Raw genomic sequence first — 24,577 nt, 5'->3', positions numbered from 1 at the left:
CGCACATACGGGATCCGGGCAACCGCGATATGAAGGTGAATATCAGCGGCGCTGGGTCGGTCAGAACGCATTCTATCGGTAGGGTTCTCCCGTGGTTGCATCGTCAGAGTTCACAGGCCCCCAGGATCCGTTCGGTGATCCTGTTTACAAGGCTGCCGTCATCGACCTTCTCGGAGCGGTCGCCTATGGCGAGGTCTCGGCCGTCGAGCGGCTGACCGACGACGCCAAGATGGCGCCCTCGCTGGAGGACAAGACGGCTCTGCTCGCGATGGCGGCCGCCCAGCACGCCAAGATCCAGCCGGTCCTCGACCGGCTGGTGGAGCTCGGCACCGACCCGTACGCGGCGATGGAGCCGCTGCGTGAGGGGTTCGACGAGTTCCACATCCACACCAAGCCCGCGGACTGGTGGGAGTCGCTGGTCAAGGCGTACGTCGGTGACGGGCTCGCCAACGACTTCTACCGTGAGGTCGCCGGGTTCCTCGACGAGGACACCCACAAGCTGGTGGTCACCACCCTCGAGGACGCCGGCCGGGCCGACTTCGTGGTGGACCGGGTGCGGGCCGGCATCGAGGCCGATCACCTCATCGGTGGCCGGCTGGCGCTGTGGGGTCGTCGCCTGATGGGCGAGGCGCTCACCCAGGCCCAGCAGGTCGCGGCCACCCGCGAGGGGCTCAGCGAGCTGATCGCCGGTGGCCACCTCTCGGGTCTCGACCTCGGCACCATCGGCGAGATGCTCACCCGGCTCACCCAGCGCCACGTCGAGCGGATGGGCAAGCTCGGGCTCGAGCACTGAGGTTCGTTGAGCACTGACATCCTCTGGACCGGCTGGTCGGGGGATCAGCTCGCGCCCGAAGCCGGTGTGTGGACGTCTCCCGAGGTCAGCCCCGGGTTCAGCTTCGACGAGCTGGTCGCCTCCTGGAACGTGGTGACCCCGCCCGCGACCTGGATCGAGGTCGCGGTCCAGGTGGTTGCCGAGTCGGGGGAGCGCAGCGGCTGGCTGGTGCTGGCCCGCTGGTCCTCGGACCCGGCCTTCACCTCCACCTCCGTCGCCGGTCAGGACGACCCGGTCGCGGTCGTGGCCGACGACACCGTCCTGGGGCGGGACGGGCACAGGTTCACGGCGTTCGCGTTGCGGCTGGGTCTGCACGGTCCCGCCGGGAGCCTGCCGCGGGCGAGCCTGCTCGGGGCGATGGTCTCGGCCGGCGCCCGGGAGTCGGCGCCGGCACCCGGGGCGGTGGCTAGCGGGACGGTCGTGGGTGGCGTACCCGCCTATTCGCAGCAGCTCCACCGTGACCGCTACCCGCACTGGGACGGCGGCGGGCAGTCCTGGTGCAGCGCCGCCTCGACGGCGATGATCGCCGACTTCTGGGGCGTCGGCCCGACGCCCGCCGAGACGGCCTGGGTGGACTACGAGACCCCTGACCCGCAGGTGCCGTTCACCGTCCGAGAGGTCTATGACGAGTCCTTCGGCGGCGCCGGCAACTGGGCGTTCAACACCGCCTATGCCGGCGCTCGGGGGCTCGTCGCGTACGTCACCAGGCTCCGCTCCTTCGCCGAGGCCGCCCGGTTCGTCGAGGCCGGGATCCCACTCGTGCTGGCCGTCTCCCACCAGGACGGCGAGCTGACCGGCGCCGGGTACGTCACCAACGGCCACCTGCTCGTGCTGATCGGGTTCGACGAGGGTGGCGACCCCGTCGTCCACGACCCGGCCTCCCACCGGATCGTCAGCGACGCGGAGGTGCGGGCGACGTACGACCTCGGCGAGCTCGACCGCGCCTGGGCCCGCTCGGGGCGGGTCGTCTACGTCCTCCGGCCGCCGCACGTGGCGCCGCCCGAGTCGCCGGCTCAGCCGAATTGGTGAAGCGGCCCCACCCCCTGAGGGGCGGGACCGCTTCGAGTGACCTGGGCGAGGCTCAGGCCTTGGACCTTCCGGTGACTCCGGCCGCCACGACGACCGCGATGGCGGCGACGACGACCTGCCAGAGGTGACGCCACCAGTCGATGCCCTTGGACGTGTTCCACATGTCGTAGTTGGGGTTGCCTTCGACGTTGCCGGCCACGCCGAAGATGGCGTAGTAGAGCCAGCCGCCGACGAGCATGCCGACGATTCCGCAGACCACGACGAGCCAGAACGGAATGTTGTCCCGGCTGCCCGGGGCGAGGAACTTGCCGAGGAGCCCGATGATGACGCCACCGACGAGGACGGTGATGATGGTCCCGATCATGCCCAAATCCCTTCAGGTTGTGAGGGCGCCATAAATGCGCCTATCCCTCGATATTGCACCTGTTGAGACGGGAATGCACGGGCAACATGGCCCAAACCGGAACTTCTCCGCCGGAATCAGGGGCATCCCTGAGTAGTGCGGTCCGGAGTGGTTCAGCCGGCGAATCCGACCTTGCCGACCTTCGCCGGTCCGATCTCGATGTAGGCGAGCTTCTCGGTCGGGACGATGACCTTGCGGCCCTTGCTGTCGGTCAATGCGAGCACAGCGCCGCCGCCGAGTGCGTCGGCGATGAGCTTCTCCACCGACTCGCTGGACTCCTCGGTCTCTACGACGAGCTCACGGGCGGCCTGCTGGACGCCGATCTTGACCTCCACGGGTCCTCCTTGCGATGGGTCGATCAATGCTTCGGAATCCTCTCACACAGAAGGTGAGGAACCCCGTCGTTGCGCTACGAGCGGAAACTTCGGGTGGATCAGTCTGTCTTCGGGTAGCCGCCGATGCCGCGCCAGGCGAGGCCGGCGACCAGGCGTGCCGCGTCGGCCTGGGAGAGCTCGCCGTTGTTGTGGAGCCAGTAGCGGGCGCTGACCTGGATCTGGCCGACGAGGCCCACGGCGAGCAGGTGCGAGGCGGTCGGGGCGAAGCCGGTGTCTTCCGCGATGACCTCGGCGATCACCTCGGCGCACTCGTTGGTGACCCGGTCGACCTGCTCGCGCACGGCGGGGTCGTTGGTCAGGTCGGACTCGAAGACGAGCCGGAACGCGCCGGACTCGGAGGCCACGTAGTCGTAGAAGACCTCGACGGTGCGGGCCACGCGCTCCTTGTTCTCGTCGGTCGACGCCAGGGCCTCCCGGCAGCGATCGATGATCTCGTTCGCGGACTTCTCCAGCAGCGCCAGGTAGAGGTCGAGCTTGCCGGGGAAGTGCTGGTAGAGAACGGGCTTCGAGACCCCGGCCCTCTCGGCGATGTCGTCCATCGCGGCGGCGTGGAAGCCGTAGGCGACGAAGACCTCGAGGGCGGATTCGAGAAGCTGGGCTCGTCGCTCCGTTCGGGGCAGGCGGGCCCCTCGCGGTCGAGTGGGGTCGAGCTCGGATTGGTGCGTGGTCACCCCAGCAGCCTACCCGCTGGTACTCGGATCGCGGGACGCGTCGTTGTCTCGTCCACGGATGAGGGAACATGGAGATGTGCCTGCGGTGTTCAAGTAGGCATACGTACGTCCGAACTGAGGAGCAGTTGTGTCCCTAGCCCCGCTCGTGGAGCCCGCTGACGAGCTGACGATCGACGAGGTGCGCCGCTACAGCCGCCACCTCATCATCCCCGACGTCGGCATGGCCGGGCAGAAGCGCCTGAAGAACGCCAAGGTGCTGGTCATCGGTGCCGGCGGTCTCGGCTCGCCCGCCCTGCTCTACCTGGCCGCGGCCGGCGTGGGCACCCTCGGCATCGTCGAGTTCGACGAGGTCGACGAGTCCAACCTGCAGCGCCAGATCATCCACAAGCAGTCGACCGTGGGTCAGCCGAAGGCCGAGTCGGCCGCGGCGGCGATCAAGGAGGTCAACCCGTACGTCAACATCGTGCTGCACGACGTGCGGCTCGACAACGACAACGTGCGCGAGATCTTCACCGGCTACGACCTGATCGTCGACGGCACCGACAACTTCGCGACCCGCTACATGGTCAACGACGCGGCCTACTTCCTGGGCATCCCGTACGTCTGGGGCTCGATCTACCGCTTCGACGGCCAGGCCTCGGTGTTCGCGCCGACCCTGACCGACGACGCGCCCTGCTACCGCTGCCTCTATCCCGAGCCCCCGCCCCCGGGCATGGTCCCCTCCTGCGCCGAGGGCGGCGTGCTGGGCGTGCTCTGCGCCTCGATCGGCTCGATCCAGGTCAACGAGGCCATCAAGATGCTGACCGGCATCGGTGAGCCGCTGGTCGGCAAGCTGATGATCTATGACGCACTCGAGATGGAGTACCGCAAGCTGAAGGTCCGCAAGGACCCCAACTGCGCGCTGTGCGGCGAGAACCCGACGGTCACCGACCTGATCGACTACGACGCCTTCTGCGGTGCGATCTCCACCGAGGCGGCCGACGCCGCGGCCGGCTCGACCATCTCGGTCAACCAGCTCTCCGAGATGATCAAGGAGCGCGAGGAGGGCAGCCGCGACTTCGTCCTCGTCGACGTGCGCGAGCCGAACGAGTACGAGATCAACAAGATCCCCGGGGCCGTCCTGATCCCCAAGGGCGAGTTCCTCAACGGCAACGCGATCCCGCAGGTCGCCGAGCTCACCGGCGACGGTGCCAAGCCGCTCGTGTTCCACTGCAAGAGCGGCGTCCGCAGCGCCGAGGTGCTCGCGATCGCCAAGGGCGCGGGCTACTCCGACGCGGTCCACGTCGGTGGTGGCGTGGTGGCGTGGGTCAACCAGATCGACCCGTCGCAGCCTTCCTACTGATCAGTCACATATCAACGAAGGCGCTTACTGAACTGTTGGCCAGCGGTGGCCCCTCTGGGGCCGCCGCTGGCTTTCTTTGAGCGTGGCGAAACCGATAGTTTTGCGATCGCAGCTGCGGGGGGCGGAGTTGCACAGATGCACGAACCCCGGAGGATTCGACGTTGTCCACACGCGCTCGTCTCAGCGCGACGCTCGCCGGTGCCACCCTGGCCGGCGGACTGCTTCTCGGTACCCCTGCCCACGCGAGCGACCAGGCCCCGGAGCCGGCCTCCGGTGCGGCCGTCGGCTCCGTGATCGACCCGGAGAGACTGGAGTCGAACGTCGCGGACCCGACCCGCGGCGTACCGCCGTCCTACGTCTTCGCCGGCGTCGGCGCACTGCTGATGGGGGCGGGGGCCGCGATGGCCGTACGTCGCAAACGAGCTGAGGCTGTGGCACGCTCGGCCGAGTGAGCAGAGGTCAACCCAGCCTGAGGACGTTCCTCGGCGAGATCTTCGTCGTCGTCCTCGTGGTCGCCGTCGCCGTGCTCGGCTATGCCGCCTACGACTACTACACCAAGATCGACGACGCCCAGAAGGCCAACGCGACCCCGCCGGCGACGACCTCCTCGATCCCGGCCGAGGCCTTGGCCGAGGTGCCGAAGAAGAAGGGCAAGGTGCGTGGCGTCTCCATCCCCTCGCTCAACGTGCACGCCGACGTGGTGCCGCTGGCGATGGAGGACGGCACGCTGACGCCACCGGCCGACGCCGCGCTCATGGGCTGGTGGAAGGCCGGCGCGAAGCCGGGGTCGGACGAGGGCTCCGTGCTGATCGTCGGCCACACCCTGCACAACGGGGGCGGCGTGCTCGACCGGCTCGGCGAGGTGAACGAGGGCGACGAGATCGTCGTGCGGACCAAGAGCGAGGAGTTCAGCTACACCGTGCGGTCGGTCCGCGACCTCTCCAAGGAGCAGGTCGCCAAGCGCAGCGGCAAGCTCTTCGACACCGACGGTGAGGCGAAGCTGGTCGTGGTGACCTGTGACGACTGGGACGGCACCTCGTTCCAGGGCAACACGGTGGTCGTGGCGGTCCCGGAGGGCTGAGCGAAACCCCCGACGGTGTGAACGCGTCGTAACCTCGGGCCCCCACACCTCGTTGTTCTGTGAGTCACATCACCTACGAACAGAGGCCCCCACATGCTCCGCACCCGTAGTTCCGTACGCCGCGCCGCGGCGATCGCCGCCGGCACGCTCGCCGCCGCCCTCGCCCCGGCCCTGGTCGCGTCCCCGGCCCACGCCTGGGCGCCGGCCGACACGGCCACCATCACCCCGGGCGTGCAGATGTACACCGACGGCGCCCAGTGCACCGCCAACTTCGTCTTCGCCGACTCCGCCTCGAACGTCTACGTCGGCTACGCCGCTCACTGCGCGGGCCTCGGTGAGGCCACCGACACCAACGGCTGCGCCGCCGACTCGCTCCCGCTGGGCACCGAGGTCACCTTCAACGAGGGCGGCTCGCTGCTGAGCGAGGGCACCGTTCTGGGCAGGGGGAAGCTGGCGTACTCGTCCTGGCTGACCATGAAGAAGCAGGGCACCACCGACGAGAACACCTGCGCCTACAACGACCTCGCCCTGGTCAAGGTGAACGCCGCCGACGTCGGCAAGGTCAACCCGAGCGTGCCGATCTGGGGCGGTCCGACGGGCATCGACACCGACGGCACCGTGGCCGGCGACAAGGTCTACTCCTACGGCAACTCCTCGGTGCGCGCCGACGTCGACCTGCTCTCGCCGAAGATCGGCCTCTCGCTCGGGGACGACGTCAACGGCACCCGCTGGTCGCACCCGCTCTACAACCTCACCCCCGGGATCCCCGGTGACTCCGGCTCCGGCTTCCTCAACGCCGACGGCAAGGCGGTCGGGACGCTGTCGACCCTGGGCCTGCTCCCGCTCGCGGGCTCCAACAACATCGGTGACATGGACCTCGAGCTGACGTACGCCCAGGCGCACTCGGGCATCTCCGGCCTGCGTCTGGTCAACGGCACGGAGCCGTTCAGCCCCATCCTGTGACCGCGCGCTAGCCTGCCGGACATGAGCGATCGGGAGGCGTACGTCGAAGCCGTTCTGCGTCTTGTCGAGCAGATCCCTCGGGGGAAGGTGACGACGTACGGCGCGATCGCGGACGCCCTCTTCGACGAGTTCGGGGGAGGGCCGCGGCAGGTCGGCTCGGTGATGGCGCGCGAGGGCGCGGGGATGCCGTGGTGGCGGGTGGTGCGGGCCGATGGCTCGCTCCCCGCCTCCCACGGTGAGGAGGCGCGCCAGGCCTATCTCGAGGAGGGCACCCCGCGCCGCGTCTCGGGTGCTGTGGATCTGCGCGCAGCGATGTGGCTGCCGCCTACGATGATCCCGTGATGTATCGCGTCCTCCACGCCGTCGTGCCACCCCTCCTCCGTGCGGTCTGGCGCCCCACGGTGACCGGGGGCGAGAATGTGCCCCGCAGCGGCGGGGTGATCCTGGCCAGCAACCACCTCAGCTTCGCCGACTCGATCGTGATCCCGTCGGTCTCTCCCCGGCCGGTGCACTTCCTGGCCAAGTCCGACTACTTCACCGGCACCGGGCTCAAGGGCGCTGCCCAGAGGGCGTGGTTCGAGGGCATGGGGATGCTGCCGGTGGACCGCGACGACCCGCAGGCCGCGCTGGGCTCGCTGGAGGTGGCCCTGGAGGTCCTCGGCAAGGGCGAGGCGTTCGGGATCTACCCCGAGGGCACCCGGTCGCGCGACGGCCGGCTCTACCGCGGACGCACCGGGGTGGCCCATCTGGCGCTGACTGCCGGGGTGCCGGTGGTGCCGGTGGGCCTGCGGGGGACCGCGGAGCTCCAGCCGGTCGGGTCCAGCCTGCCGCGACTGGCGAAGGTCACCGTCGAGTTCGGGCAGCCGATCCAGGTGGCCGGGCGCTTCGACGGCGTACCTCTCGGCAAGGCCCGCCGCGCCCTCACCGACGAGGTCATGGAGGCGATCGCCAGGCTGAGCGGTCAGGACCTGGCCGGCGTCTACAACGAGCGACCCGCCGACGTCTGATTGCCTGTTGCGCCGCGGCGCGAAGGGGCGCACTCTAAAGGGTGGACCCCCTAGCAGCCGAGGTGAGGCAGATGGCCACCACGACCGTGTTGCAGGACGAGCTGCGACGCAAGCACGACGAGCTCGCTGGGCGCCTGGCCCACGCTCGGAGCATCATCGCCAGGCCGGAGCAGACCCGCCGGGGCTGCCCACCGATCGACCAGTTCAACGCCGGTACGTCCCGCCACCTGCACGCGGTGGACGAGGCGCTGCTGCCGGCGGTCTCCGCTCACTGCGAGGGCGGGGCCGGTCTGGTCCATGACTACCTCCCCACCGCGCGGCGCCTGGAGGTGCTGCTCTTCCACGTCAAGGCGCACGAGTACGGCTCCACCTGGGAGACCACCCACGGCTGGCCGACGCTGTGGAGCGAGGTCGAGGAGGCGCTCATCGACCAGGAGGAGAGGGAGGACGAGCTGGTCTCGCGCCTCGCCGAGGACGCTTCCGACGACGTGCTCCTGCTGGTCGCCGAACGGATCACGGCGGCCGAGCGACGGGCGCCGTCGCGTCCGCACCCCCACCTGCCGCACACCGGCCTGCCCGGCAAGGTCGTACGCCGCGTGGCCCGTCCCGTCGACGCGATCTGGGACGCGGTCGAGGGCCGGTCGGTCGGCGGTCCCAAGCCGTTGCCGCACAAGAAGCCGGGCCTGTTCTGGCAGTACCTGCTCGGCGACCCGCGCTTCCCCGAGGAACCTGCCGACTCTGTCGACGGGACCCGGCACAATGAGCCGGGTGACCGCTGACCCCATCACCTCCGCCCTCGACCTCGCGCCGCACCCCGAAGGCGGTGCGTTCCGGCAGACCTGGGCCGCTGCCGAGACCGTCACCCTGCCCGACGGGCGGGTGCGTCCGACCGCGACCCTGATCTACTTCCGGCTCCTGGCCGGGGATTCCTCCGCGTGGCACCGGGTGCGGTCCGACGAGATCTGGCTGGCGCACACCGGTGTCGTGTCCCTGCAGCTCGGTGGCTCCGGCCCGGCTCCGGTCGAGGACGAGACCGTGCTCGTCGGGGTGGACGTCGCCGCCGGCCAGGTGCCGCAGGCGGTCGTGCCCGCGGGGGCGTGGCAGCGTACGGTCCCCTCGGCCGAGGACGCGCTCGTCTCCTGCGTGGTCTCGCCCGGGTTCGACTTCGACGACTTCGAGCTCGTCTCGGACTCGGCTGCTGCGGAGTAGGGCCGTGGAGTACGCCTTCGAAGGGGCCGTGATCGAGTGGCGCGGGCCGGCTCCGTTCTACTACGTGCCGATGCCCGTCGAGGACGCCGAGGATCTCAAGGAGGACGCCAAGGGTCTGGAGTACTGGGGCCAGGTCGCCGTCACCGCCACCATCGGCGAGACCACCTTCACCACGGCGCTCTTCCCCAAGGACGGCACCTATCTGCTGCCCCTGAAGGTCGTGGTGCGGAAGGCGGAGGGGATCGACCTCGACGACGTCGTCGCCGTGCGGATGCGCCTGGGGCACGAGGTCTGAGGGGACGTCTGAAAACTGTCGGTGTCGTCTGGTTGGGTGGGACCCGTGAGTGTCGCGTACCGCCTTGCCCCGCCGCCGAGTGCCGCCGCAGTGCCCGTGCTCGACGAGCACCAGCGGTCGGTCGTGGAGCATCCCGGCGGACCGCTGCTGGTGCTGGCCGGGCCGGGGACCGGCAAGACGACCACGCTCGTGGAGGCGGTGGTCGACCGGATCGAGAACCGTGGCGTCCGGCCTGACCAGCTGCTGGCGCTGACCTTCTCCCGCAAGGCCGCCGAGCAGCTGCGCGACCGGGTGACGGCGCGGCTGGGGCGCACGCTGTCCGGAGCGGTCTCCTCGACCTTCCACTCCTTCGCCTACGGGCTGGTGCGCCGCTACGCGCCGGCCGACCTCTACGCCGCCCCGCTGACCCTGCTCTCCGCGCCGGAGGCCGATGTGGTGCTGCAGGAGCTGCTGGCCGACCACCCCGAGTCGGTGAGGTGGCCCGAGCGGTTCCGGATGGCGATCGGCACCCGCGGGTTCGCGCGTGAGGTGCAGACCGTGATCGCGCGGGCGCGCGAGCGCGGCCTCGACCCCGACCAGCTGGTGGCGCTCGGCCGGGAGGAGGGCATCGAGGAGTTCATCGCGGCCGGGTGGTTCCTGGAGCAGTATCTCGACGTGCTCGGCGCCCAGTCGGCCATCGACTACCCCGACCTGATCATGCGCGGGATGATCGAGGCCGAGCGGCACGCGGCCGAGCTGCGGGCCGAGTTCGCGTGCGTGTTCGTGGACGAATACCAGGACACCGACCCGAGCCAGGTCGCGCTGCTGCAGGCGCTGGCCGGAGACGGGCGCGACCTGATCGTGGTGGGCGACCCCGACCAGTCGATCTACGGGTTCCGGGGCGCGGACGTCAACGGGATCCTCGACTTCCCCTCGCAGTTCCTGACCCGGGAGCGCCGGCACGCGCCGGTGGTGGCGCTGGGGACGACCCGCCGGTTCGGGTCGCGGCTGCTGCGGGCGTCGCGGTCGATCGCGGCGGGCATCTCGGTGCGCGGCTCGATCCCGGCCGCGGCCTACGACACCTTCCGCAACCCGCACCCGCTGGCGTCCGACCCGGGCCGGGCCGAGGTGCTCACCTTCGACACCGACCGCGCCGAGACCGAGCACATCGCCGACCTGCTTCGTCGCGCGCATCTCGAGGACGGCATCGACTGGTCCGACATGGCCGTCCTGGTGCGCTCGGGCCGCACCTCGATCCCGCAGCTGCGCCGCTCGCTGACCGCCGCCGGCGTGCCGGTCGAGGTCGCCGCCGACGAGACTCCGCTGGTCCGTGAACCCGCCGCCGCGGTCCTCCTCGACGCGCTGGGGGTCGTCGTCGACGCCGATGTCGAGTCGGACCTCGATGAGCGCTACGTACGCCCCGAGCGCTGCGAGGAGCTGCTCACCGGCCCTCTCGGCGGCCTCGACGCCACCGATGTCCGCGCGCTCACCCGCACCCTGCGGGCTCGCTTTCCGGATGTCGCCGCGCATGATCTCGTACGTCGGGCCGTGCTCGATCCTGCGCTGCTCGCCGCCGCTCCCGCAGCCCCCGCTGGTCTCGACACGGATTCGTTCGTACCTCACGAATCCGGCTCGACCAGCGGGGGCGGGTCGACCAGCGGGGGCGAGGAGCGGGTGCTGGGGCGCGTACGTCGGCTCGCGGCGCTCCTCGCCGAGGCCCGGGCCACGCTGAAGGAGGGTGCCGGGGCCGAGCAGGTGCTGTGGACGCTGTGGGACGGCGCCGAGTGGGGGCAGCGGCTGCGGGCGCAGGTGGAGTCGGGTGGTGCCGCGGCGCGGCTGGCCCACCGCGACCTGGACGCGGTCGTGGCCCTCTTCGACACCGCCGCCAAGATCGAGGGCCGTCAGGAGTTCACCTCGGTGGAGACGTTCCTGGCGACGCTGCGCGCCCAGGAGATCCCGGCCGACACCCTGGCCGACAAGGGCGTGCGGGGCTCGGCGGTGCGGCTGCTGACCGCCCACCGCTCCAAGGGCCTGGAGTGGGGTCTCGTCGTAGTCGCCCATGTCCAGGAGGGGGCCTGGCCCGACCTGCGACGACGTGACTCGCTCCTCGGTCCCGACCGGATCGCCCCGGCGCTGCCGGACGGGCGCCACGGCGGGCTGCTGCCGCCGCTGACCCGCTCGGCGATGCTCGCCGAGGAGCGTCGGCTCTTCTACGTCGCCGCCACCCGCGCCCGGTCGCGGCTGGTCGTGACCGCGGTGAAGTCGCCCGACGACGACGGTGACCAGCCGTCGCGGTTCATCAACGAGCTCGGCCTGCGCGAGGACCAGATCCGTCACCGCGTCGGCCGCCCGGCGCGCCCGCTGTCGCTGGCCGGCCTGGTCGCCGAGCTGCGCCGCACCGCCGCGGATCCGGCCCAACCCGACGCGCTGCGCGAGGCCGCCGCGCGAAGGCTGCAGAAGCTGGCCGCCACCGAGGTCCGCGGCAAGCGGATCGCGCTCGCCGCGGACCCGTCGACCTGGTGGGGGCTGCGGTCCCCGACGTACGCCTCGGCCGCGGTGCGCCCCGAGGACCGTCCGATCACGCTGAGCGCCTCGGCGCTGGAGGCGATCCTGACCTGCCCCGCGCAGTGGTTCCTGGCTCGTGAGGCGGGCGGTGCGGTCACCGATTCCTCGAGCCAGGGCTTCGGCAAGGTGGTGCACGCGATCGCCGAGCAGCTCGCCCGCGGTGACCTCGACGCCGCCACCGTCGAGGACCTGATGCCGTTCGTGGACGAGGTCTGGGGCCGCCTCGAGTTCCGCACACCCTGGTCCGCTGCCCGCGAGCGGGAGGCGGTTCGGGACGTGCTGGCCCGATTCCTGACCTGGCACCGGCGTCCCGGGGCGCGGACCGTGATCGGGTTCGAGGAGCAGCTGACCGCGAAGGTCTCGCTGCCCAGCGGGGAGACGGTGCGGCTGAACGGCTACGCCGACCGGCTGGAGCTCGACGAGAGCGGCCGGATCGTCGTCGTCGACCTGAAGACCGGGAAGTATCCGCCCACCGCGCAGGAGGTCAAGGAGCACGGCCAGCTCGGCCTCTACCAGCTGGCCGTCGAGCACGGTGCGGCCTCGTCGCTGGCGCCGGGGGCGACCTCCGGGGGAGCGGAGCTGATCCAGCTGCGCCACCCCGCGGGCTCGGGGAGCGAGCTGCCGAAGGTGCAGGTGCAGGCACCCGAGCCGCCCGAGATCATCACCCAGCTGGAGAAGGCGGTGGCGACGGTTCGAGCCGAGGACTTCGTGGCCAGGCCCGGCAAGCAGTGCGACCGGTGCCAGTTCGTCGCGCTCTGCCCGGCGCAGACCTCGGGGTCGGTGCTGTCGTGAACACAGGAACGAGCGCAGCGATGAAGGTCGAGACCCCCGAAGAGCTCGCCAAGCTGATGGGCCACGACTGGCTCTACAGCGAGGAGCAGTTCCGAGCGATCACGGCTCCGCTGGAGCCGGCCGTGGTGATCGCCGGCGCCGGGTCCGGCAAGACCGCGGTCATGGCCGCCCGGGTCGTCTGGCTGGTCGCCACCGGCCGGGTGCTTCCCGGGGAGGTGCTCGGTCTGACCTTCACCACCAAGGCGACCGCCGAGCTGGCCACCCGGATCCGGGAGTCGCTGCAGAAGGCGGGGCTGTGGCCCGAACGGCGCGAAGGTCCGCCGCGGCCCGGCGAAGAGGATGACGAGCCCACCGAGCCGACAGTGGCGACCTACCACTCCTACGCCTCCGGGCTGCTCTCCGAGCACGGGCTGCGGATCGGTCACGAGCCCGACACCAGGCTGATCGCCGACGCGACCCGCTACCAGCTCGCGGCCCGAGCCGTGGCCCGGCACCCGCACCCGGTGGAGAAGCTGACCGACTACCCGAAGCTGGCCGTCCAGCAGCTGCTCGCGCTCGACTCTGAGCTCTCCGAGCATCTCGTCGACCCCGCCACGCTGAGGGCCTACGACCGCAACGAGCGGTCGCTGTTCGCGCTCGAGGTGGCCGACCTGCAGGCGCAGCTGGCCGACGGGAAACGGGTCAAGACCAAGCTGACCAAGGTCGAGAAGGCGATCGACGCGATCGACAAGCGCTACGAGCTGCTCGACCTGGTCGACGGCTACCGGCGGCTCAAGGACCGGCTCGGACTGATGGACTTCTCCGACCAGATCGCCCTCGCCGCCCGGCTGGCCGTGGAGACGCCCGAGGTCGGTGAGATCGAGCGCGGGAAGTTCAAGGTCGTGCTGCTCGACGAGTATCAGGACACGTCGGTGGCCCAGGCCCAGATGCTCGCCCGCCTCTTCGGCGACGGACACCCGGTCACCGCCGTCGGCGACCCCAACCAGGCGATCTACGGCTGGCGCGGTGCCTCGGTGAGCAACATCCTCGAGTTCGGCCGCGATTTCCCGGCGCGCGGGGGGCGGCGGCCGGCCTACTCGCTCACGGTCAATCGTCGTTCCGACGCCCGCATCCTCGCCACCGCCAACCATCTGGCCGCCCAGCTCTACGAGGGTCGCGAGCAGGAGCGGCTGGTCGCCGCCGAGGGCGCACGGGATGGTGAGGTGCGGGTGCATGTCCACGAGACGTACGACGATGAGCTGACCTGGCTCGCCGACAAGGTGATCGAGGCCCATGAGGCGGTCGGGGAGTGGAAGGAGATCGGCGTCCTGACCAGGGACAACTCCCAGGCGGCCGCGGTCTTCGACGCGCTCACCGCTCGCGAGATCCCGGTCGAGATCGTCGGTCTGAAGGGGCTGCTCCGGCTGCCCGAGGTGGCCGAGGTCGTGGCCACCATGGAGCTGCTGCACGACGTCACCGCCAACGCCGCGCTGCTCACCCTGCTCGCCGGCCCGCGCTGGGCGATCGGGCCGCGCGACCTGGCCATCCTCGGCCGCAGGTCACGTGACCTGGCCGGCGTCGTGGGTGGCGCGGAGGAGTTCGCCGACATCGAACGGCAGCTGGAGGCGGCGGTCGAGGGCACCGACCCCACCGAGATCCCCTCGCTCAACGACGCCTTGGAGGATCCCGGCGACCCCGCAGACTACGACTACTCCTCGCAGGCCAGGGAGCGCTTCAAGATGCTCGCCGACGAGCTCCGCGGGCTGCGCCGAGCGGTCAACGAGCCGCTCCTCGACCTGGTCCGCCGGATCATCGACGTCACCGGCATCGACGTCGAGCTGGCCGCCTCGGTCTCCCCGGCGGCCTCGGCCAGGCGCGACAACCTCGACCTCTTCGTCCAGGCGGTCGCCGACTTCGAGGGCCTCGACGGCCAGGTCACCCTCGCCGCGCTGCTGGCCTACCTGGAGGCGGAGGACGAATACGGCCAGGGCCTCGACGTCGCCACCCCCTCGGAGGCCGACTCGGTCAAGCTGCTCACCGTCCACCGCGCCAAGGGGCTGGAGTGGGATGTCGTCTTCCTGGTCGGTGTCACCCACAAGAAGTTCCCCACCGGCCAGACACGCTCGTCGTGGCTGACCGTCCCCTCGGTCATGCCCGCCGCGCTCCGTGGTGACCGTGATGACCTGCCCCAGCTCCACGGCCACGACGCCGACTCGATCGACGAGCTCCTCGCCGAGCGCAAGGAGCACGAACGCGTCGAGGAGCTCCGGCTGGCGTACGTCGCCTGGACCCGGGCCCGCCACGTCCAGTTCGTCTCGTGCTGGCGCTGGTCCCCCTCGCTGAAGGAGGGGCGGGGTCCGTCGCTCTACGTGGAGAAGACCCGCGAGGCGCTGCTCCAATGGGGGGCCAAGCCCGACCGCTGGGCAGACGTTGTCGTCAAGGGTGAGGAGGAGAGCCCGTACGCCGCCCAGGAGGTCGACCTGCCCTGGCCGATCAACCACCACACCCCCGAGGTGGAGCGTCGTCTGGAGGCGGCCCGGCTCGTCCGGGAGGTGACCCCGGGGCCCGACGATCTCGATGACCTCACCCTGCTCGAGACGGTAAACCAGTGGGACGAGGAGATCGAGCGGCTGCTCACCGAGGCGGAGCGCGAGCGCGCCCCGGAGGTGGTCGTGCCGCTGCCGTCGTCACTGTCGGCCACCGCCATGTCGAAGCTGCGCGACGACCCGCTCGGCTTCGCCGCCGACCTGGTCCGCCCGATGCCCCGCAAGCCGTCCTCCCAGGCCCGCTTCGGCACCCGGTTCCACGCCTGGGTCGAGGCCCGCTTCGGACAGCAGGACCTTTTCGACCCCGATGACCTGCCCGGTCGCGCCGACCACGGCATCGAGGACGAGTCCGGTCTCGAGGAGGTCATCAGCGCCTTCGAGAACGGTCCCTTCGCCGACCGGCCGCCCTACCGTGTCGAGGCAGCGTTCGCCATCGTTCTGGCAGGTCAGGTCGTTCGGGGACGGATCGACGCGGTCTACCAGGAGCCCGACGGAAGCTTCCTGATCGTCGACTGGAAGACCAACCAGAGCCAGAACGCCGACCCGCTCCAGCTCGCGCTCTATCGGGTCGGGTGGGCTGAGCTGATGGGGGTGCCGTTGTCTCGGGTTCGGGCGGCGTTCTACTACGTTCGGTCTGGGAGGCTGGTCGAGCCTTCTTCGCTTCCTGGGCGGGGGGAGTTGGAGGGGCTTTTGGGTGGGGGTGCTGGGTAGCGCCTTCTTTTGGCGCGCTTCGGTTGCTGTTTTTTGGGGTTGGTGTTTGCCGCCGACCCTTGCTTGGAGGGTGTTCTCGGCGGCGTCCGGAGTAAAGGACGGCCTTTGGCCGCCGGCTTCGCCGGTCGCCTTCGGCGATCCTTGACACCGGCCGTCGCCGAGAATTTTGGCTGGTTATCGGGTCGGCGGCAGGGGTTTGGTGCGACGGTTTTGGTTGGGCACGGGCTTGGGGATATCGGTTGGTGTTTCGTCCCGGTTGGTCGGGTGGGGGCGGGAGACGAACGAATGTTCGTTCGCGCCGGGCCCTTCGCTGCGGAGCATGGGGTCGGTGGGTGAAAGAAATGTTTCTTTCACCGGGGTGGGTGGACCTGCGGCAGGGAGGTTGGGTGGGGTGAACGAATGTTCGTTCGCGCGCAGAACTTCGCCGTCAGCCGGGTGGGGTCGGCGGGTGAAAGAAAACTTTCTTTCACCGGGGGTGGGCACCCGGTAGTGAGGCTCGGCGTGGGCGAAGGAATTTCGCTCGCCCCGCAACAGTTACCCGTCGAGGAGTGGATCTTCCGCGGCCACACCGGGGCCGCCGTCTCGATAGCCCGCCAAATCTTTCTCGACGTGGTCCGGTGTCAAGGACCGCGTAAGCGGCCGGCGAAGCCGGCGGCCGCAGGCCGTCCTTTACTCCGGGGCAGGTCGAGAAACACTCGAGATCGGGTCGGCGGCCCAGGCCAACCCCGAACTACTTCACCGTCCTAGCAACCTCCGGCAACTCCCCAGACTCCCGCAGCGAGTCGAGCAGATCACCAGGAAGGATCCAGACGGTCGCAAGCGGGAACGGCCGCTCGCGCAGCATCACCGCGCCGGTGACGAAGGAAGGCTCACCGTTCGGGCACGAGAAGACGATGTCGTCGCCCCACTCCCACTGCCGCTTGACGATGGTGGGAAGCATCCACCACATCAGCCAGTTGCGCTCGGCGTTCTTCGAACCCGGTCGGCGGGGGCAGTTGTTGTCGTAGGCGACGACCGCGTCGGGGTGCTCGGCGAGGATCGTGCGGAGCTCGTCGACGACCGGGGTGGCGTGGTCGAAGTGGTCGTGGAACTTGTCGGAGGCCACGTCGGCGACGGCAGATCCGGCGGTGCCCACGACCAGGATGAGCGCGGTGATGGCCACCGATCGCACCCGGTCGCCCAGTTGCGAGCCCAGCTTCGGCACGACTGCGAGGAGCGTCCAGATCGCCAGCGGCACCAGGGCGCACAGGGTGGCGATCAGCCAGAAGCGGTTGTCGTTGGTGAACGACGGGATCGGGCCCGGTTGCGGGAACTGTCCGTCCGGAAGGGCCCACCACCACGGGATCGCGCCTGGGATGTGCGCCGGGGTGGTGTAGGCCCAGGTGGGGGCGTCGGGGGCGACGACGAGGATGGTCACCAGCGAGATCCCGGCCACGATCACCCAGGTCCAGACGAGGACCGCCCGGGAGCGTACGGCCTGGATCGCCGCGCACACACCGGCCAGCACGAGGACCGCGAAGACCGGGTCGATGTAGCGCCCGTAGATCCAGTAGTCGAAGCGCCGCCACTCCATGGTGAACAGCGAGTACTCGTTGCCCCAGTTGAGGCAGCTCAGGACGTACATCGACCCGGCCGCGATCAGCACGAACCCAGCCGGCCCGACCTGCCGAGAACGGAGCTCCTTCCAGAACGCGGCGGTCACCACGACCAGGCCGACGACCACGACGCCGAAGCTGCCGACCATCTGCGTCCAGGCCTCACCGGCGAAGGTATCGACCCAGAACCGCGGGTTGGCCTGCGAGACCTTCTCGAAGAAGCCCTGCGCCTGGATGAACTTCCACGGCACCAGCTGCGCGTGGAACCAGAGCGCGGCCTTGTTGGCGGCGACGGCGAGCACGCCGGTGGCGACCAGCCCGACGAGGGCGATCTGCCACTTGCGTACCAGAAAGAAGACCAGCCAGAGCGCGACCGCGGCGACGAAGACCTGCATCCGGGCGTGCGAGAAGAGCGCGAGGCCGGTGAGCAGGCTGAGCAGGAGTACGCCGCGGTAGGTCGGCCTCTCCCACAGCCGGAACGCGGCCAGCGTCGCCAGGACGACCAGGAGCGTGACCAGCCGCTCGGAGAGGATGTAGTCGGCCTGGATCGCGCGGGGTGGCAGGGCCATCACGATGGCGCCGGCGACCACGCCCTGCGCCGGGGTGACCCCGCTGAGCCGCACCGCGACCCGGGCCAGCGGCCAGATCGTGAGCATGCTGATCACCAGACCGACGACGATCGCCATCTGGTAGAACGTGAAGACATCCGAGGTGACCAGCCACAACGGCGCCAGCAGCACACCCCAGCCGGGGTAGTAGCCGGGGGTGTTCAGCTGCGGGGAGTCGAGTCCGAGGACGGTCCGGCCATGGATCACGGTGCCGATCTCGTCGTACATGAACGAGAGGCTGGAGCCCCAGGCGATGTAGACGTTGATCGCCAGAGCGACCACGACGGAGACGACAGCGGCGATGCGCCAGAACCGATCCACGCGGCGGAACATATACCCACCTCATAGGCTCTGCCGGGTGGACTCCCCGAAGCTGCCCATCCATCTGAGAATCACTCGAGACCCCCATGACCGCTCCGGTCATCTGCGCGCCGACGACGGCTGGGTCGAGAAGGCCTGGTCGGAGGAGACGACGAAGGTCCTCGTCGTCGCCGGCAACAGGGTCGAGCCGTCGGGGAAGACCGGGGTGAGGTGGCGTACGCCCGCGGATTCACCGGACGGGATCCGGCTGCTCCTCGGCGACACCCCTGACGGAGCGAGGTTCGCGGTGCTCACCGGCCGGGAGGAGGCCGGCGAGACCTGGCGCGACCTGCGCGGCCACTTCCCCGCGATGCTCGCCGACACCACCGAGGCGAGCTTCCTGATGCACGCGATCGGCCTGGCCGAGTGGCATCGGGCGACTCGGTTCTGCTCCCGGTGCGGCGGCGCACTCGAGCCGCGCGCGGCCGGTCACGAGCTGGCCTGCGCGGAGGGACACCTGACCTTCCCGCGCACCGACCCCGCGGTGATCATGCTGGTGACGACGGGCGATCCAGGGACCGACGAGGAGCGTTGCCTGCTCGGCAACCACACCCGCTGGCCGGCACCCAACTTCTCCACGCTCGCCGGCTTCGTCGAGCCGGGGGAGTCGCTCGAGGACGCGGTCCGTCGCGAGGTCGCGGAGGAGGTCGGCGTACGCGTCGGGCAGGTCGACTACTTCGGCAACCAGCCCTGGCCGCTGCCGGCCAGCCTGATGCTCGGTTTCTTCGCGCGAGCGGCGTCGACCGAGATCACGGTCGACCAGGACGAGATCCGCGAGGCGCGCTGGTTCACCCGCGCGGAGCTCGCCGCGGTCGCCGAGAGCGGTGAGGTCAAGCTGCCCAGCGGCATCTCGATCAGCCGCTCGCTGATCGAGGAGTGGTACGGCCAGGAGCTGCCCGGCTCGTGGTGACCGGCGTCAGGCCAGCTCGGCGAGCTTCGCCTTGACCTGGGCGATCGACGGGTTGGTCATCGCGGTGCCGTCGGAGTAGACGAGGGTCGGGACGGTCTGGTTGCCGCCGTTGACCTGCTCGACGATCTGAGCGGCCTCGGGGACCTGCTCGATGTCCACCTCGTCGAAGGTGATGTCTTCACGGCCGAGCTGTCCCTTGAGTCGCTGGCAGTAGCCACACCAGGGTGTGGTGTACATCGTGAAGCTGCTCATCGGGGCTCTCCTCATCAGAACTGTCGGTGCGAGCCAATAGTGTTGGCCCGCAGGCACAACGTTCCCACCCCGAGGAGTTCTTCCCGCCCATGACCCCCGAGTCCCTCCTCGCCGCCCTCGACCCCGAGCAACGCCGGGTGGCGGAGGCACTGCGCGGTCCGGTCCGGGTGCTGGCGGGTGCGGGGACCGGCAAGACCCGGGCGATCACCCACCGGATCGCCTACGGCGTCGCCACCGGGGTCTACGCGCCCCAGGAGGTCCTCGCGGTCACCTTCACCACCCGGGCGGCGGGGGAGATGCGGCAGCGGCTGCGCGCGATGGGCGCCGGTGCGGTCCAGGCGCGCACCTTCCACTCCGCCGCCCTGCGCCAGCTGCGGTTCTTCTGGCCGAAGGTCTACGGCACCGAGCTGCCCAACCTGACCGAGTCGAAGATCCCGCTGATCCGCGCGGCCGCGCAGCGCCAGCGGATCAACGTCGACCAGGCCCAGGCGCGCGACCTGGCCTCGGAGATCGAGTGGTCGAAGGTCTCCAACGTCCACCCCGACGACTACCCGAAGTCGGCCGAGGCGCGGGGCCGCGAGGTCGGTGGGCTGACGCCGTCGATGGTCGGCCACATCTATGCGGCCTACGAGGACGTCAAGCGCACCCAGGCGCGGATGGACATGGAGGACGTGCTGCTCCTGACCGCCGGCCTCCTGGAGCACGACGAGCGGGTCGCGGCGCAGGTCCGGCGGCAGTACAAGTGGTTCACCGTCGACGAGTTCCAGGACGTGTCGCCGCTGCAGTCGGCGCTGCTCGACCTCTGGCTCGGCGGGCGCAGCGAGCTCTGCGTCGTCGGCGACCCGGCGCAGACGATCTACACCTTCGCCGGCGCGGACGCCGCCTACCTGCGCGACTTCCCGAAGAAGCACCCCGAAGCCACCTCGGTCGAGCTGGTCCGCAACTACCGCTCCTCACCGCAGATCGTGAAGGCTGCCAACAAGGTCTTGGAAGGTACGCCGAGCGCCGGTGTCCAGCTGCAGGCGCAACGCGACTCCGGGCCGGCCGTCGAGCATGTCGAGCAGCCCGACGAGGTCGCCGAGGCCGAGGGTGTCGCCGCCGAGATCCTGCGCCTGCACCAGTCCGGCAAGCCTTACCACGAGATGGCGATCCTGTTCCGGATCAATGCTCAGTCGGAGGCCTACGAGGACGCGCTCACCGCGCGCCGGATCCCCTACGTCCTGCGCGGCGCCGCCAGGTTCTTCGACCGCCCCGAGGTCCGTGAGGCGGTGACCCGGATCCGCGGTGCGGCGCGAGGCGGCCAGGGCGCCGTGATCGGTGACGAGCTGCTGGAGTCGGTCCACGGGATCCTGGCCGGGATGGGCTGGACCTCCGAGCCGCCCGAGGGCCGCGGCCAGACCCGCGACCGCTGGGAGTCGTGGCAGGCGCTGATCGACCAGGCACGCACCTTCTCCGCGGCCGGCGGCGACCTGGCCGGTCTCGTCGCCGAGCTCGACCGCCGTGCGGCCGAGCAGCACGCGCCGGTGCCGTCGGGCGTGACCCTGGCGACCTTCCACGCCGCCAAGGGTCTGGAGTGGGACTCGGTCTTCCTGGTCGGCCTCCAGGACGGCACGATGCCGTTCATCCTCCGCGGCGAGGAGCCGACGCCGGCCGAGATCGAGGAGGAGCGGCGGCTGCTCTACGTCGGTCTCACCCGGGCGCGGGTCGACCTGACCCTGTCCTGGGCGCTGGCGCGACAGCCGGGCCAGGCCGCGCGGCGCAGGCCGTCGCGGTTCCTCGACCCGCTGCGGCCGGCCCGCTCGGCGGCGCCGACGCGGCGCCCCGGCTCCGGCAAGGCGCGGATGTGCAAGGCGTGCGGCGGGCCGCTCGGCTCGGCGGCCGAGAAGCGGATGGGCCGTCACGAGGGCTGCGACGCGCCTTACGACGAGGAGCTCTACGGCCGGCTGAAGCAGTGGCGCAAGGAGACCGCCGAGGCCATCCGCAAGCCCGCGTTCGTGGTCTTCACCGACGCGACGCTGGAGCAGATCGCCGAGCAGAAGCCGGGCACCCTCCAGGATCTGCAGCGCATCGCCGGCATCGGCCGCAGCAAGGTGGAGACGTACGGATCGGAAGTCCTTCAGGTGATCACCGCGGAGGCGTAAAAGTCCTCCACGGAAATTCCTCGAAATCAACCGGTTTAATCGTTTGCCGCCGACCTGCCCGGCCGGTTACTGTTCTTTCATCAAGTAAAGCCCGCGCGCCTGTTGAGCGCGCCCGACAGCCCCGAAGGAGGTGGCCCCGATGAAGATCAACACGATCCAGACGCCGATCAATGGCATCGCCATGTCCGCGTGCGGCCACCCCGAGCTGTCCACCCCGGCTACTGGTGCCTTTACGGGCGCCGGTTACGGCATGCGCGTCGAGGGACTCGTGTCCCCGCAGGCGGATGCCATCAAGGTCAAGTCCCACGGGATTCGAGCCTGGAGCTGTCCGACTACGTAGAACCACGTAGTCACAGCAGCCTCCAGGCCGCGGAACCCGAAACCCGGGATCCGCGGCTTTTCTGTTTCTCAAAACCCGCGATCAGTCACAAAGGAGGTGTACATATGACCAGCATTCTCGAGCCCGAGGTCACTCTCGGCGTTCTCCACGACCGCGCCAACCGCTACGACGAGGACCAGCTGCCCTGCCGGGTCAACAACCCCGAGCTGTGGTTCGCCGAGTCTCCTGCCGACGTCGAGTTCGCCAAGACGCTCTGCGCGACCTGCCCCGTGCAGCCGCTCTGCCTCGCCAGCGCCCTCGACCGGCGTGAGCCCTGGGGCGTCTGGGGCGGCCAGCTGCTCCTGCAGGGGAAGGTGATCCCCCGCAAGCGGCCCCGTGGCCGGCCCCGTAAGGACGCCGCCTGAGCACTCGAACACCAGCACCACCAGCAGCCGTTTCAACGACGAAAGGCAACAGCCATGAACACGATTGTGATGACCATGGGCGCCGGAGCCCGCTGACCAGCAGGAGAACCAGACAGACATGAACACCAACCGAGTACGGAGCACTCAGATGAACTTGCTTTACGAAGACCTGGCGCGCGCGCAAATGGCCGCGCGCCTGGGAGAGGCGCGTGAACTGCGGCGAGGCCATGCCCTCGTCAAGGCCGCTCGCCTGGGCCGCAAGGCCGAGCGAGCCGCCGTCCAGGCGAAGCTGGCTCTTGCCCGCGCGCTGTAAGTCCCTCACGGGACACCAGACCTCACCCCTCTGATCGCGGGTGTGGAAGATGACCGGCCAGTCCGAGAAACCCTCGGACTGGCCGGTCCTGTTTTCAGCGCGCCGCCCCGATCAGAGATCGGTGGCGATGATCCTCTCGATGTTCCGCTCCGCGAGGGCGGTGATCGTGACGAACGGGTTGACGCTCGTGTTGCCGGGGATGAGCGAGCCGTCGATGACGTACAGGCCGTTGTAACCGTGGAGCCGCCCGTAGTTGTCCGTCGCCCGGTTCAGGACGGCGCCGCCCAGCGGGTGGTAGGTCAGGTGGTCACCCCAGATCTTGTTCGTGCCGAACAGGTCGGTCCGGTAGATCGTCCCCTCGGTCTTGTTGATCTTGTCGAAGATGGTCTTCGCCATCGTGATCGAGTCCTGCTTCCACGCGGTCTGCCAGGACAGGTCGACCTTTCCGCTCGTCGAGTTGTAGCTGAACGCCGCCCGGCGCTGGGTCTTGGTGATCGCGAGGTAGAAGGACGCGAACGTCTCGAGACCGGCAGGCAGCGGCGCGACCTCGGCGAAGGCGCCGCCGGCGTCCCAGTTGTCGATGCCCGAGCACGGGATCGTCGACTGCACGTCACCGGTCGGGTCCCACATGTGGTTGGCCCGCCCGACCATCACGTTGCCGTTGTCGCCCCATCCCTGGCCGACCTCGCCGTTCAGCGCGGGCAGCGCACCGGTCGCCTTCAGCTTCACCAGCAGCTTGCTCGTGCCGACGCTGCCGGCCGCGAAGAACACCTTGCCCGCGTTGACCGTCTTGGTGGCCACCACGTCGCCGGCGGTGTTGATCTGTTCGAGGACGACGTCGTACCCACCGGTCGCAGCCGGCTGGACCGACGTGGCCCGGTGCAGGGAGGAGATCGTCACCTTCCCGGTCGCGGCAGCCTGGGCGAGGTACGTCTTCGGCAGCGTCCTCTTGCCGTAGTTGTTCCCGTAGATGACCTCCTGGGCCAGCGCCGACTTCGGGACGCTGCCGTTGTCCTCGGCGATCATGTAGTTCCAGTCGTAGACGTCCGGGACGAACGTCCACGCGAAGCCCGAGCGCTGAGCGTGCTTCCGGCCCACCCGTGAGTACTGGTAGTAGGAGGTCCGTTCGAACCAGTCCGGGTCGACGGATCCGACGCCGAGGGCGGCATTGGCCCGCGGGTAGTAGGTGGAGTACATCTCGGCGGCATCCACCGAGGGGAGGATGGCGCCGAAGTTCTCCCGCTTCGGCGTGACGGCCATGCCTCCGTTGACGAGCGAGCCGCCGCCGACGCCGCGTCCCTGGTAGACGGAGATGCCGGCGAAGTCCTCGGCGTCCAGGATGCCGGCGTACTTCGGGACGTCCTTGTCGATCGGGAACCCCAGGAAGTTGCTGAGCGGCTGTTTGGTCCGCGTACGCATCCAGAAGGACCGATAGTCCGGAGCGCTCACCTTCGGGTGGATCTTGCCGTCGTTCCCTGGTGCGACGGTGGCCCAGTCCTGCCCCATCTCGACCATGTGGACGTTGACGCCGGCCTGGGCCAGCCGCAGGGCCGCGACCGAGCCGCCGTAGCCGGTGCCGATGACCAGCACCGGCACCTGCGCGCCGTTGCCGATCGAGGACGGTGCCGCGGTGGCCCACGTCGGGCTGGTTCCGAATGCTCCTCCCAGCATTCCGACCCCAGCCAGTGAGCCTGCGCCGAGCACGAACCCTCGGCGTGACAGGCCCCGCGACCTGTCCTCTCGTGGTGTGTTGCTCAAGATGACCTCCCTTTTCATCACTGATTGCTAGAACATGTTCTAGTATGCCGGTGGGGGTGTCAGAGGTTTCGCAACATTCATGAAGACCGGCAAGACA

At 69.7% G+C, this 24,577-nt stretch carries 24 protein-coding genes; 18 read left to right on the top strand and 6 right to left on the bottom strand.

Annotated features, from left to right (window positions below):
- Window positions 1–91: 91 nt before the first annotated feature.
- Together ACZ6WN_RS07195 and ACZ6WN_RS07190 are read left to right on the top strand one after the other, a co-directional pair.
- Window positions 92–793 carry a ferritin-like fold-containing protein gene (locus ACZ6WN_RS07195; RefSeq protein WP_357334705.1) on the top strand — a complete coding sequence of 234 codons (702 nt, stop codon included), beginning with the start codon at window positions 92–94 and terminating at the stop codon, window positions 791–793.
- Between the two features lie 6 nt (window positions 794–799).
- Window positions 800–1,861 (top strand): C39 family peptidase, encoded by a 1,062-nt coding sequence (locus tag ACZ6WN_RS07190; protein ID WP_465863675.1) that lies wholly within the window; start codon window positions 800–802, stop codon window positions 1,859–1,861.
- 52 nt (window positions 1,862–1,913) lie between these two features.
- Here ACZ6WN_RS07190 and ACZ6WN_RS07185 read toward each other — a convergent pair whose 3' ends face one another.
- The 3 genes from ACZ6WN_RS07185 to ACZ6WN_RS07175 form a co-directional block, all read right to left on the bottom strand.
- Window positions 1,914–2,225: a hypothetical protein gene (locus ACZ6WN_RS07185; protein WP_465863673.1), complete on the bottom strand. Its 312-nt coding sequence runs from the start codon at window positions 2,223–2,225 to the stop codon at window positions 1,914–1,916.
- 152 nt (window positions 2,226–2,377) lie between these two features.
- Window positions 2,378–2,599 (bottom strand): DUF3107 domain-containing protein, encoded by a 222-nt coding sequence (locus tag ACZ6WN_RS07180; RefSeq protein WP_091052608.1) that lies wholly within the window; start codon window positions 2,597–2,599, stop codon window positions 2,378–2,380.
- Window positions 2,600–2,697: 98 nt separating this feature from the next.
- Window positions 2,698–3,330: a TetR/AcrR family transcriptional regulator gene (locus ACZ6WN_RS07175; RefSeq protein ID WP_091052606.1), complete on the bottom strand. Its 633-nt coding sequence runs from the start codon at window positions 3,328–3,330 to the stop codon at window positions 2,698–2,700.
- A 127-nt stretch (window positions 3,331–3,457) separates the two neighbouring features.
- Here ACZ6WN_RS07175 and moeZ point away from each other — a divergent pair, with 127 nt between their 5' ends.
- From moeZ to ACZ6WN_RS07120, 11 genes are all read left to right on the top strand, one after another.
- Complete coding sequence (gene moeZ / locus ACZ6WN_RS07170) at window positions 3,458–4,672, top strand: adenylyltransferase/sulfurtransferase MoeZ (protein WP_406027538.1); 1,215 nt, start codon at window positions 3,458–3,460, stop codon at window positions 4,670–4,672.
- Between the two features lie 161 nt (window positions 4,673–4,833).
- The gene (locus ACZ6WN_RS07165) at window positions 4,834–5,124 is read left to right on the top strand and encodes a hypothetical protein (protein ID WP_357334713.1); all 291 of its coding nucleotides are present in this window, start codon (window positions 4,834–4,836) and stop codon (window positions 5,122–5,124) included.
- Window positions 5,121–5,753, top strand: coding sequence for a class F sortase (locus tag ACZ6WN_RS07160; protein ID WP_465863670.1), 633 nt, complete (start codon window positions 5,121–5,123; stop codon window positions 5,751–5,753). Before ACZ6WN_RS07165 ends, ACZ6WN_RS07160 begins: the two co-directional genes overlap by 4 nt.
- Window positions 5,754–5,846: 93 nt before the next feature.
- Complete coding sequence (locus ACZ6WN_RS07155) at window positions 5,847–6,716, top strand: serine protease family protein (RefSeq protein WP_465863668.1); 870 nt, start codon at window positions 5,847–5,849, stop codon at window positions 6,714–6,716.
- A gap of 21 nt (window positions 6,717–6,737) precedes the next feature.
- The gene (locus ACZ6WN_RS07150) at window positions 6,738–7,058 is read left to right on the top strand and encodes an MGMT family protein (RefSeq protein ID WP_465863666.1); all 321 of its coding nucleotides are present in this window, start codon (window positions 6,738–6,740) and stop codon (window positions 7,056–7,058) included.
- Complete coding sequence (locus tag ACZ6WN_RS07145; RefSeq protein WP_465864959.1) at window positions 7,058–7,723, top strand: lysophospholipid acyltransferase family protein; 666 nt, start codon at window positions 7,058–7,060, stop codon at window positions 7,721–7,723. Before ACZ6WN_RS07150 ends, ACZ6WN_RS07145 begins: the two co-directional genes overlap by 1 nt.
- A 71-nt stretch (window positions 7,724–7,794) precedes the next feature.
- The gene (locus ACZ6WN_RS07140; RefSeq protein WP_465863664.1) at window positions 7,795–8,502 is read left to right on the top strand and encodes a hypothetical protein; all 708 of its coding nucleotides are present in this window, start codon (window positions 7,795–7,797) and stop codon (window positions 8,500–8,502) included.
- Window positions 8,483–8,932: a cupin domain-containing protein gene (locus ACZ6WN_RS07135; protein WP_465863662.1), complete on the top strand. Its 450-nt coding sequence runs from the start codon at window positions 8,483–8,485 to the stop codon at window positions 8,930–8,932. Before ACZ6WN_RS07140 ends, ACZ6WN_RS07135 begins: the two co-directional genes overlap by 20 nt.
- A 4-nt stretch (window positions 8,933–8,936) precedes the next feature.
- Window positions 8,937–9,227: a DUF1905 domain-containing protein gene (locus ACZ6WN_RS07130; RefSeq protein ID WP_465863660.1), complete on the top strand. Its 291-nt coding sequence runs from the start codon at window positions 8,937–8,939 to the stop codon at window positions 9,225–9,227.
- Between the two features lie 45 nt (window positions 9,228–9,272).
- Window positions 9,273–12,563, top strand: a complete 3,291-nt coding sequence (locus ACZ6WN_RS07125) for an ATP-dependent helicase (RefSeq protein WP_465863658.1) — start codon at window positions 9,273–9,275, stop codon at window positions 12,561–12,563.
- 20 nt (window positions 12,564–12,583) lie between these two features.
- Complete coding sequence (locus ACZ6WN_RS07120; protein ID WP_465863656.1) at window positions 12,584–15,799, top strand: UvrD-helicase domain-containing protein; 3,216 nt, start codon at window positions 12,584–12,586, stop codon at window positions 15,797–15,799.
- A 730-nt stretch (window positions 15,800–16,529) separates the two neighbouring features.
- Here the strand turns inward: ACZ6WN_RS07120 and ACZ6WN_RS07115 are convergent.
- Window positions 16,530–18,323 carry a hypothetical protein gene (locus ACZ6WN_RS07115; protein WP_465863654.1) on the bottom strand — a complete coding sequence of 598 codons (1,794 nt, stop codon included), beginning with the start codon at window positions 18,321–18,323 and terminating at the stop codon, window positions 16,530–16,532.
- Window positions 18,324–18,360: 37 nt separating this feature from the next.
- Here ACZ6WN_RS07115 and nudC point away from each other — a divergent pair, with 37 nt between their 5' ends.
- A complete protein-coding gene (gene nudC, locus ACZ6WN_RS07110; RefSeq protein WP_465863652.1) occupies window positions 18,361–19,272 on the top strand; it encodes an NAD(+) diphosphatase in 912 nt (303 codons plus the stop codon).
- Between the two features lie 6 nt (window positions 19,273–19,278).
- Here nudC and ACZ6WN_RS07105 read toward each other — a convergent pair whose 3' ends face one another.
- A complete protein-coding gene (locus ACZ6WN_RS07105; protein WP_336739777.1) occupies window positions 19,279–19,524 on the bottom strand; it encodes a mycoredoxin in 246 nt (81 codons plus the stop codon).
- Between the two features lie 89 nt (window positions 19,525–19,613).
- Between ACZ6WN_RS07105 and ACZ6WN_RS07100 the strand changes: the two genes are divergently transcribed.
- The 4 genes from ACZ6WN_RS07100 (at window position 19,614) to ACZ6WN_RS07085 (ending at window position 22,722) form a co-directional block, all read left to right on the top strand.
- On the top strand, window positions 19,614–21,665 hold the full coding sequence (locus tag ACZ6WN_RS07100) for an ATP-dependent DNA helicase UvrD2 (RefSeq protein ID WP_465863650.1): 2,052 nt from the start codon (window positions 19,614–19,616) through the stop codon (window positions 21,663–21,665).
- Window positions 21,666–21,804: 139 nt separating this feature from the next.
- On the top strand, window positions 21,805–22,005 hold the full coding sequence (locus ACZ6WN_RS07095; protein ID WP_465863648.1) for a hypothetical protein: 201 nt from the start codon (window positions 21,805–21,807) through the stop codon (window positions 22,003–22,005).
- Window positions 22,006–22,109: 104 nt separating this feature from the next.
- Window positions 22,110–22,409, top strand: a complete 300-nt coding sequence (locus ACZ6WN_RS07090; protein ID WP_355021597.1) for a WhiB family transcriptional regulator — start codon at window positions 22,110–22,112, stop codon at window positions 22,407–22,409.
- Between the two features lie 148 nt (window positions 22,410–22,557).
- Window positions 22,558–22,722, top strand: a complete 165-nt coding sequence (locus ACZ6WN_RS07085; protein WP_231380176.1) for a hypothetical protein — start codon at window positions 22,558–22,560, stop codon at window positions 22,720–22,722.
- 111 nt (window positions 22,723–22,833) lie between these two features.
- Here the strand turns inward: ACZ6WN_RS07085 and ACZ6WN_RS07080 are convergent, their stop codons facing one another.
- Complete coding sequence (locus ACZ6WN_RS07080; RefSeq protein WP_465863645.1) at window positions 22,834–24,393, bottom strand: GMC oxidoreductase; 1,560 nt, start codon at window positions 24,391–24,393, stop codon at window positions 22,834–22,836.
- Window positions 24,394–24,577 lie beyond the last annotated feature (184 nt).

The organism is Nocardioides sp. NPDC054178, from assembly GCF_055585005.1.
This window is presented reverse-complemented; position numbering and strand designations above follow the sequence as displayed.

What these genes read in the sequence shown, in the direction of transcription:
- ACZ6WN_RS07145 (WP_465864959.1), top strand. Translation starts at nt 7,058, where the DNA reads ATGTATCGCGTCCTCCACGCCGTCGTGCCACCCCTCCTCCGTGCGGTC.
- ACZ6WN_RS07105 (WP_336739777.1), bottom strand. Translation starts at nt 19,524, where the DNA reads ATGAGCAGCTTCACGATGTACACCACACCCTGGTGTGGCTACTGCCAG.
- ACZ6WN_RS07085 (WP_231380176.1), top strand. Translation starts at nt 22,558, where the DNA reads ATGAACTTGCTTTACGAAGACCTGGCGCGCGCGCAAATGGCCGCGCGC.
- ACZ6WN_RS07140 (WP_465863664.1), top strand. Translation starts at nt 7,795, where the DNA reads ATGGCCACCACGACCGTGTTGCAGGACGAGCTGCGACGCAAGCACGAC.
- ACZ6WN_RS07120 (WP_465863656.1), top strand. Translation starts at nt 12,584, where the DNA reads ATGAAGGTCGAGACCCCCGAAGAGCTCGCCAAGCTGATGGGCCACGAC.
- ACZ6WN_RS07150 (WP_465863666.1), top strand. Translation starts at nt 6,738, where the DNA reads ATGAGCGATCGGGAGGCGTACGTCGAAGCCGTTCTGCGTCTTGTCGAG.
- ACZ6WN_RS07095 (WP_465863648.1), top strand. Translation starts at nt 21,805, where the DNA reads ATGAAGATCAACACGATCCAGACGCCGATCAATGGCATCGCCATGTCC.
- ACZ6WN_RS07155 (WP_465863668.1), top strand. Translation starts at nt 5,847, where the DNA reads ATGCTCCGCACCCGTAGTTCCGTACGCCGCGCCGCGGCGATCGCCGCC.
- ACZ6WN_RS07080 (WP_465863645.1), bottom strand. Translation starts at nt 24,393, where the DNA reads ATGCTGGGAGGAGCATTCGGAACCAGCCCGACGTGGGCCACCGCGGCA.
- ACZ6WN_RS07090 (WP_355021597.1), top strand. Translation starts at nt 22,110, where the DNA reads ATGACCAGCATTCTCGAGCCCGAGGTCACTCTCGGCGTTCTCCACGAC.
- ACZ6WN_RS07100 (WP_465863650.1), top strand. Translation starts at nt 19,614, where the DNA reads ATGACCCCCGAGTCCCTCCTCGCCGCCCTCGACCCCGAGCAACGCCGG.
- ACZ6WN_RS07185 (WP_465863673.1), bottom strand. Translation starts at nt 2,225, where the DNA reads ATGATCGGGACCATCATCACCGTCCTCGTCGGTGGCGTCATCATCGGG.
- ACZ6WN_RS07135 (WP_465863662.1), top strand. Translation starts at nt 8,483, where the DNA reads ATGAGCCGGGTGACCGCTGACCCCATCACCTCCGCCCTCGACCTCGCG.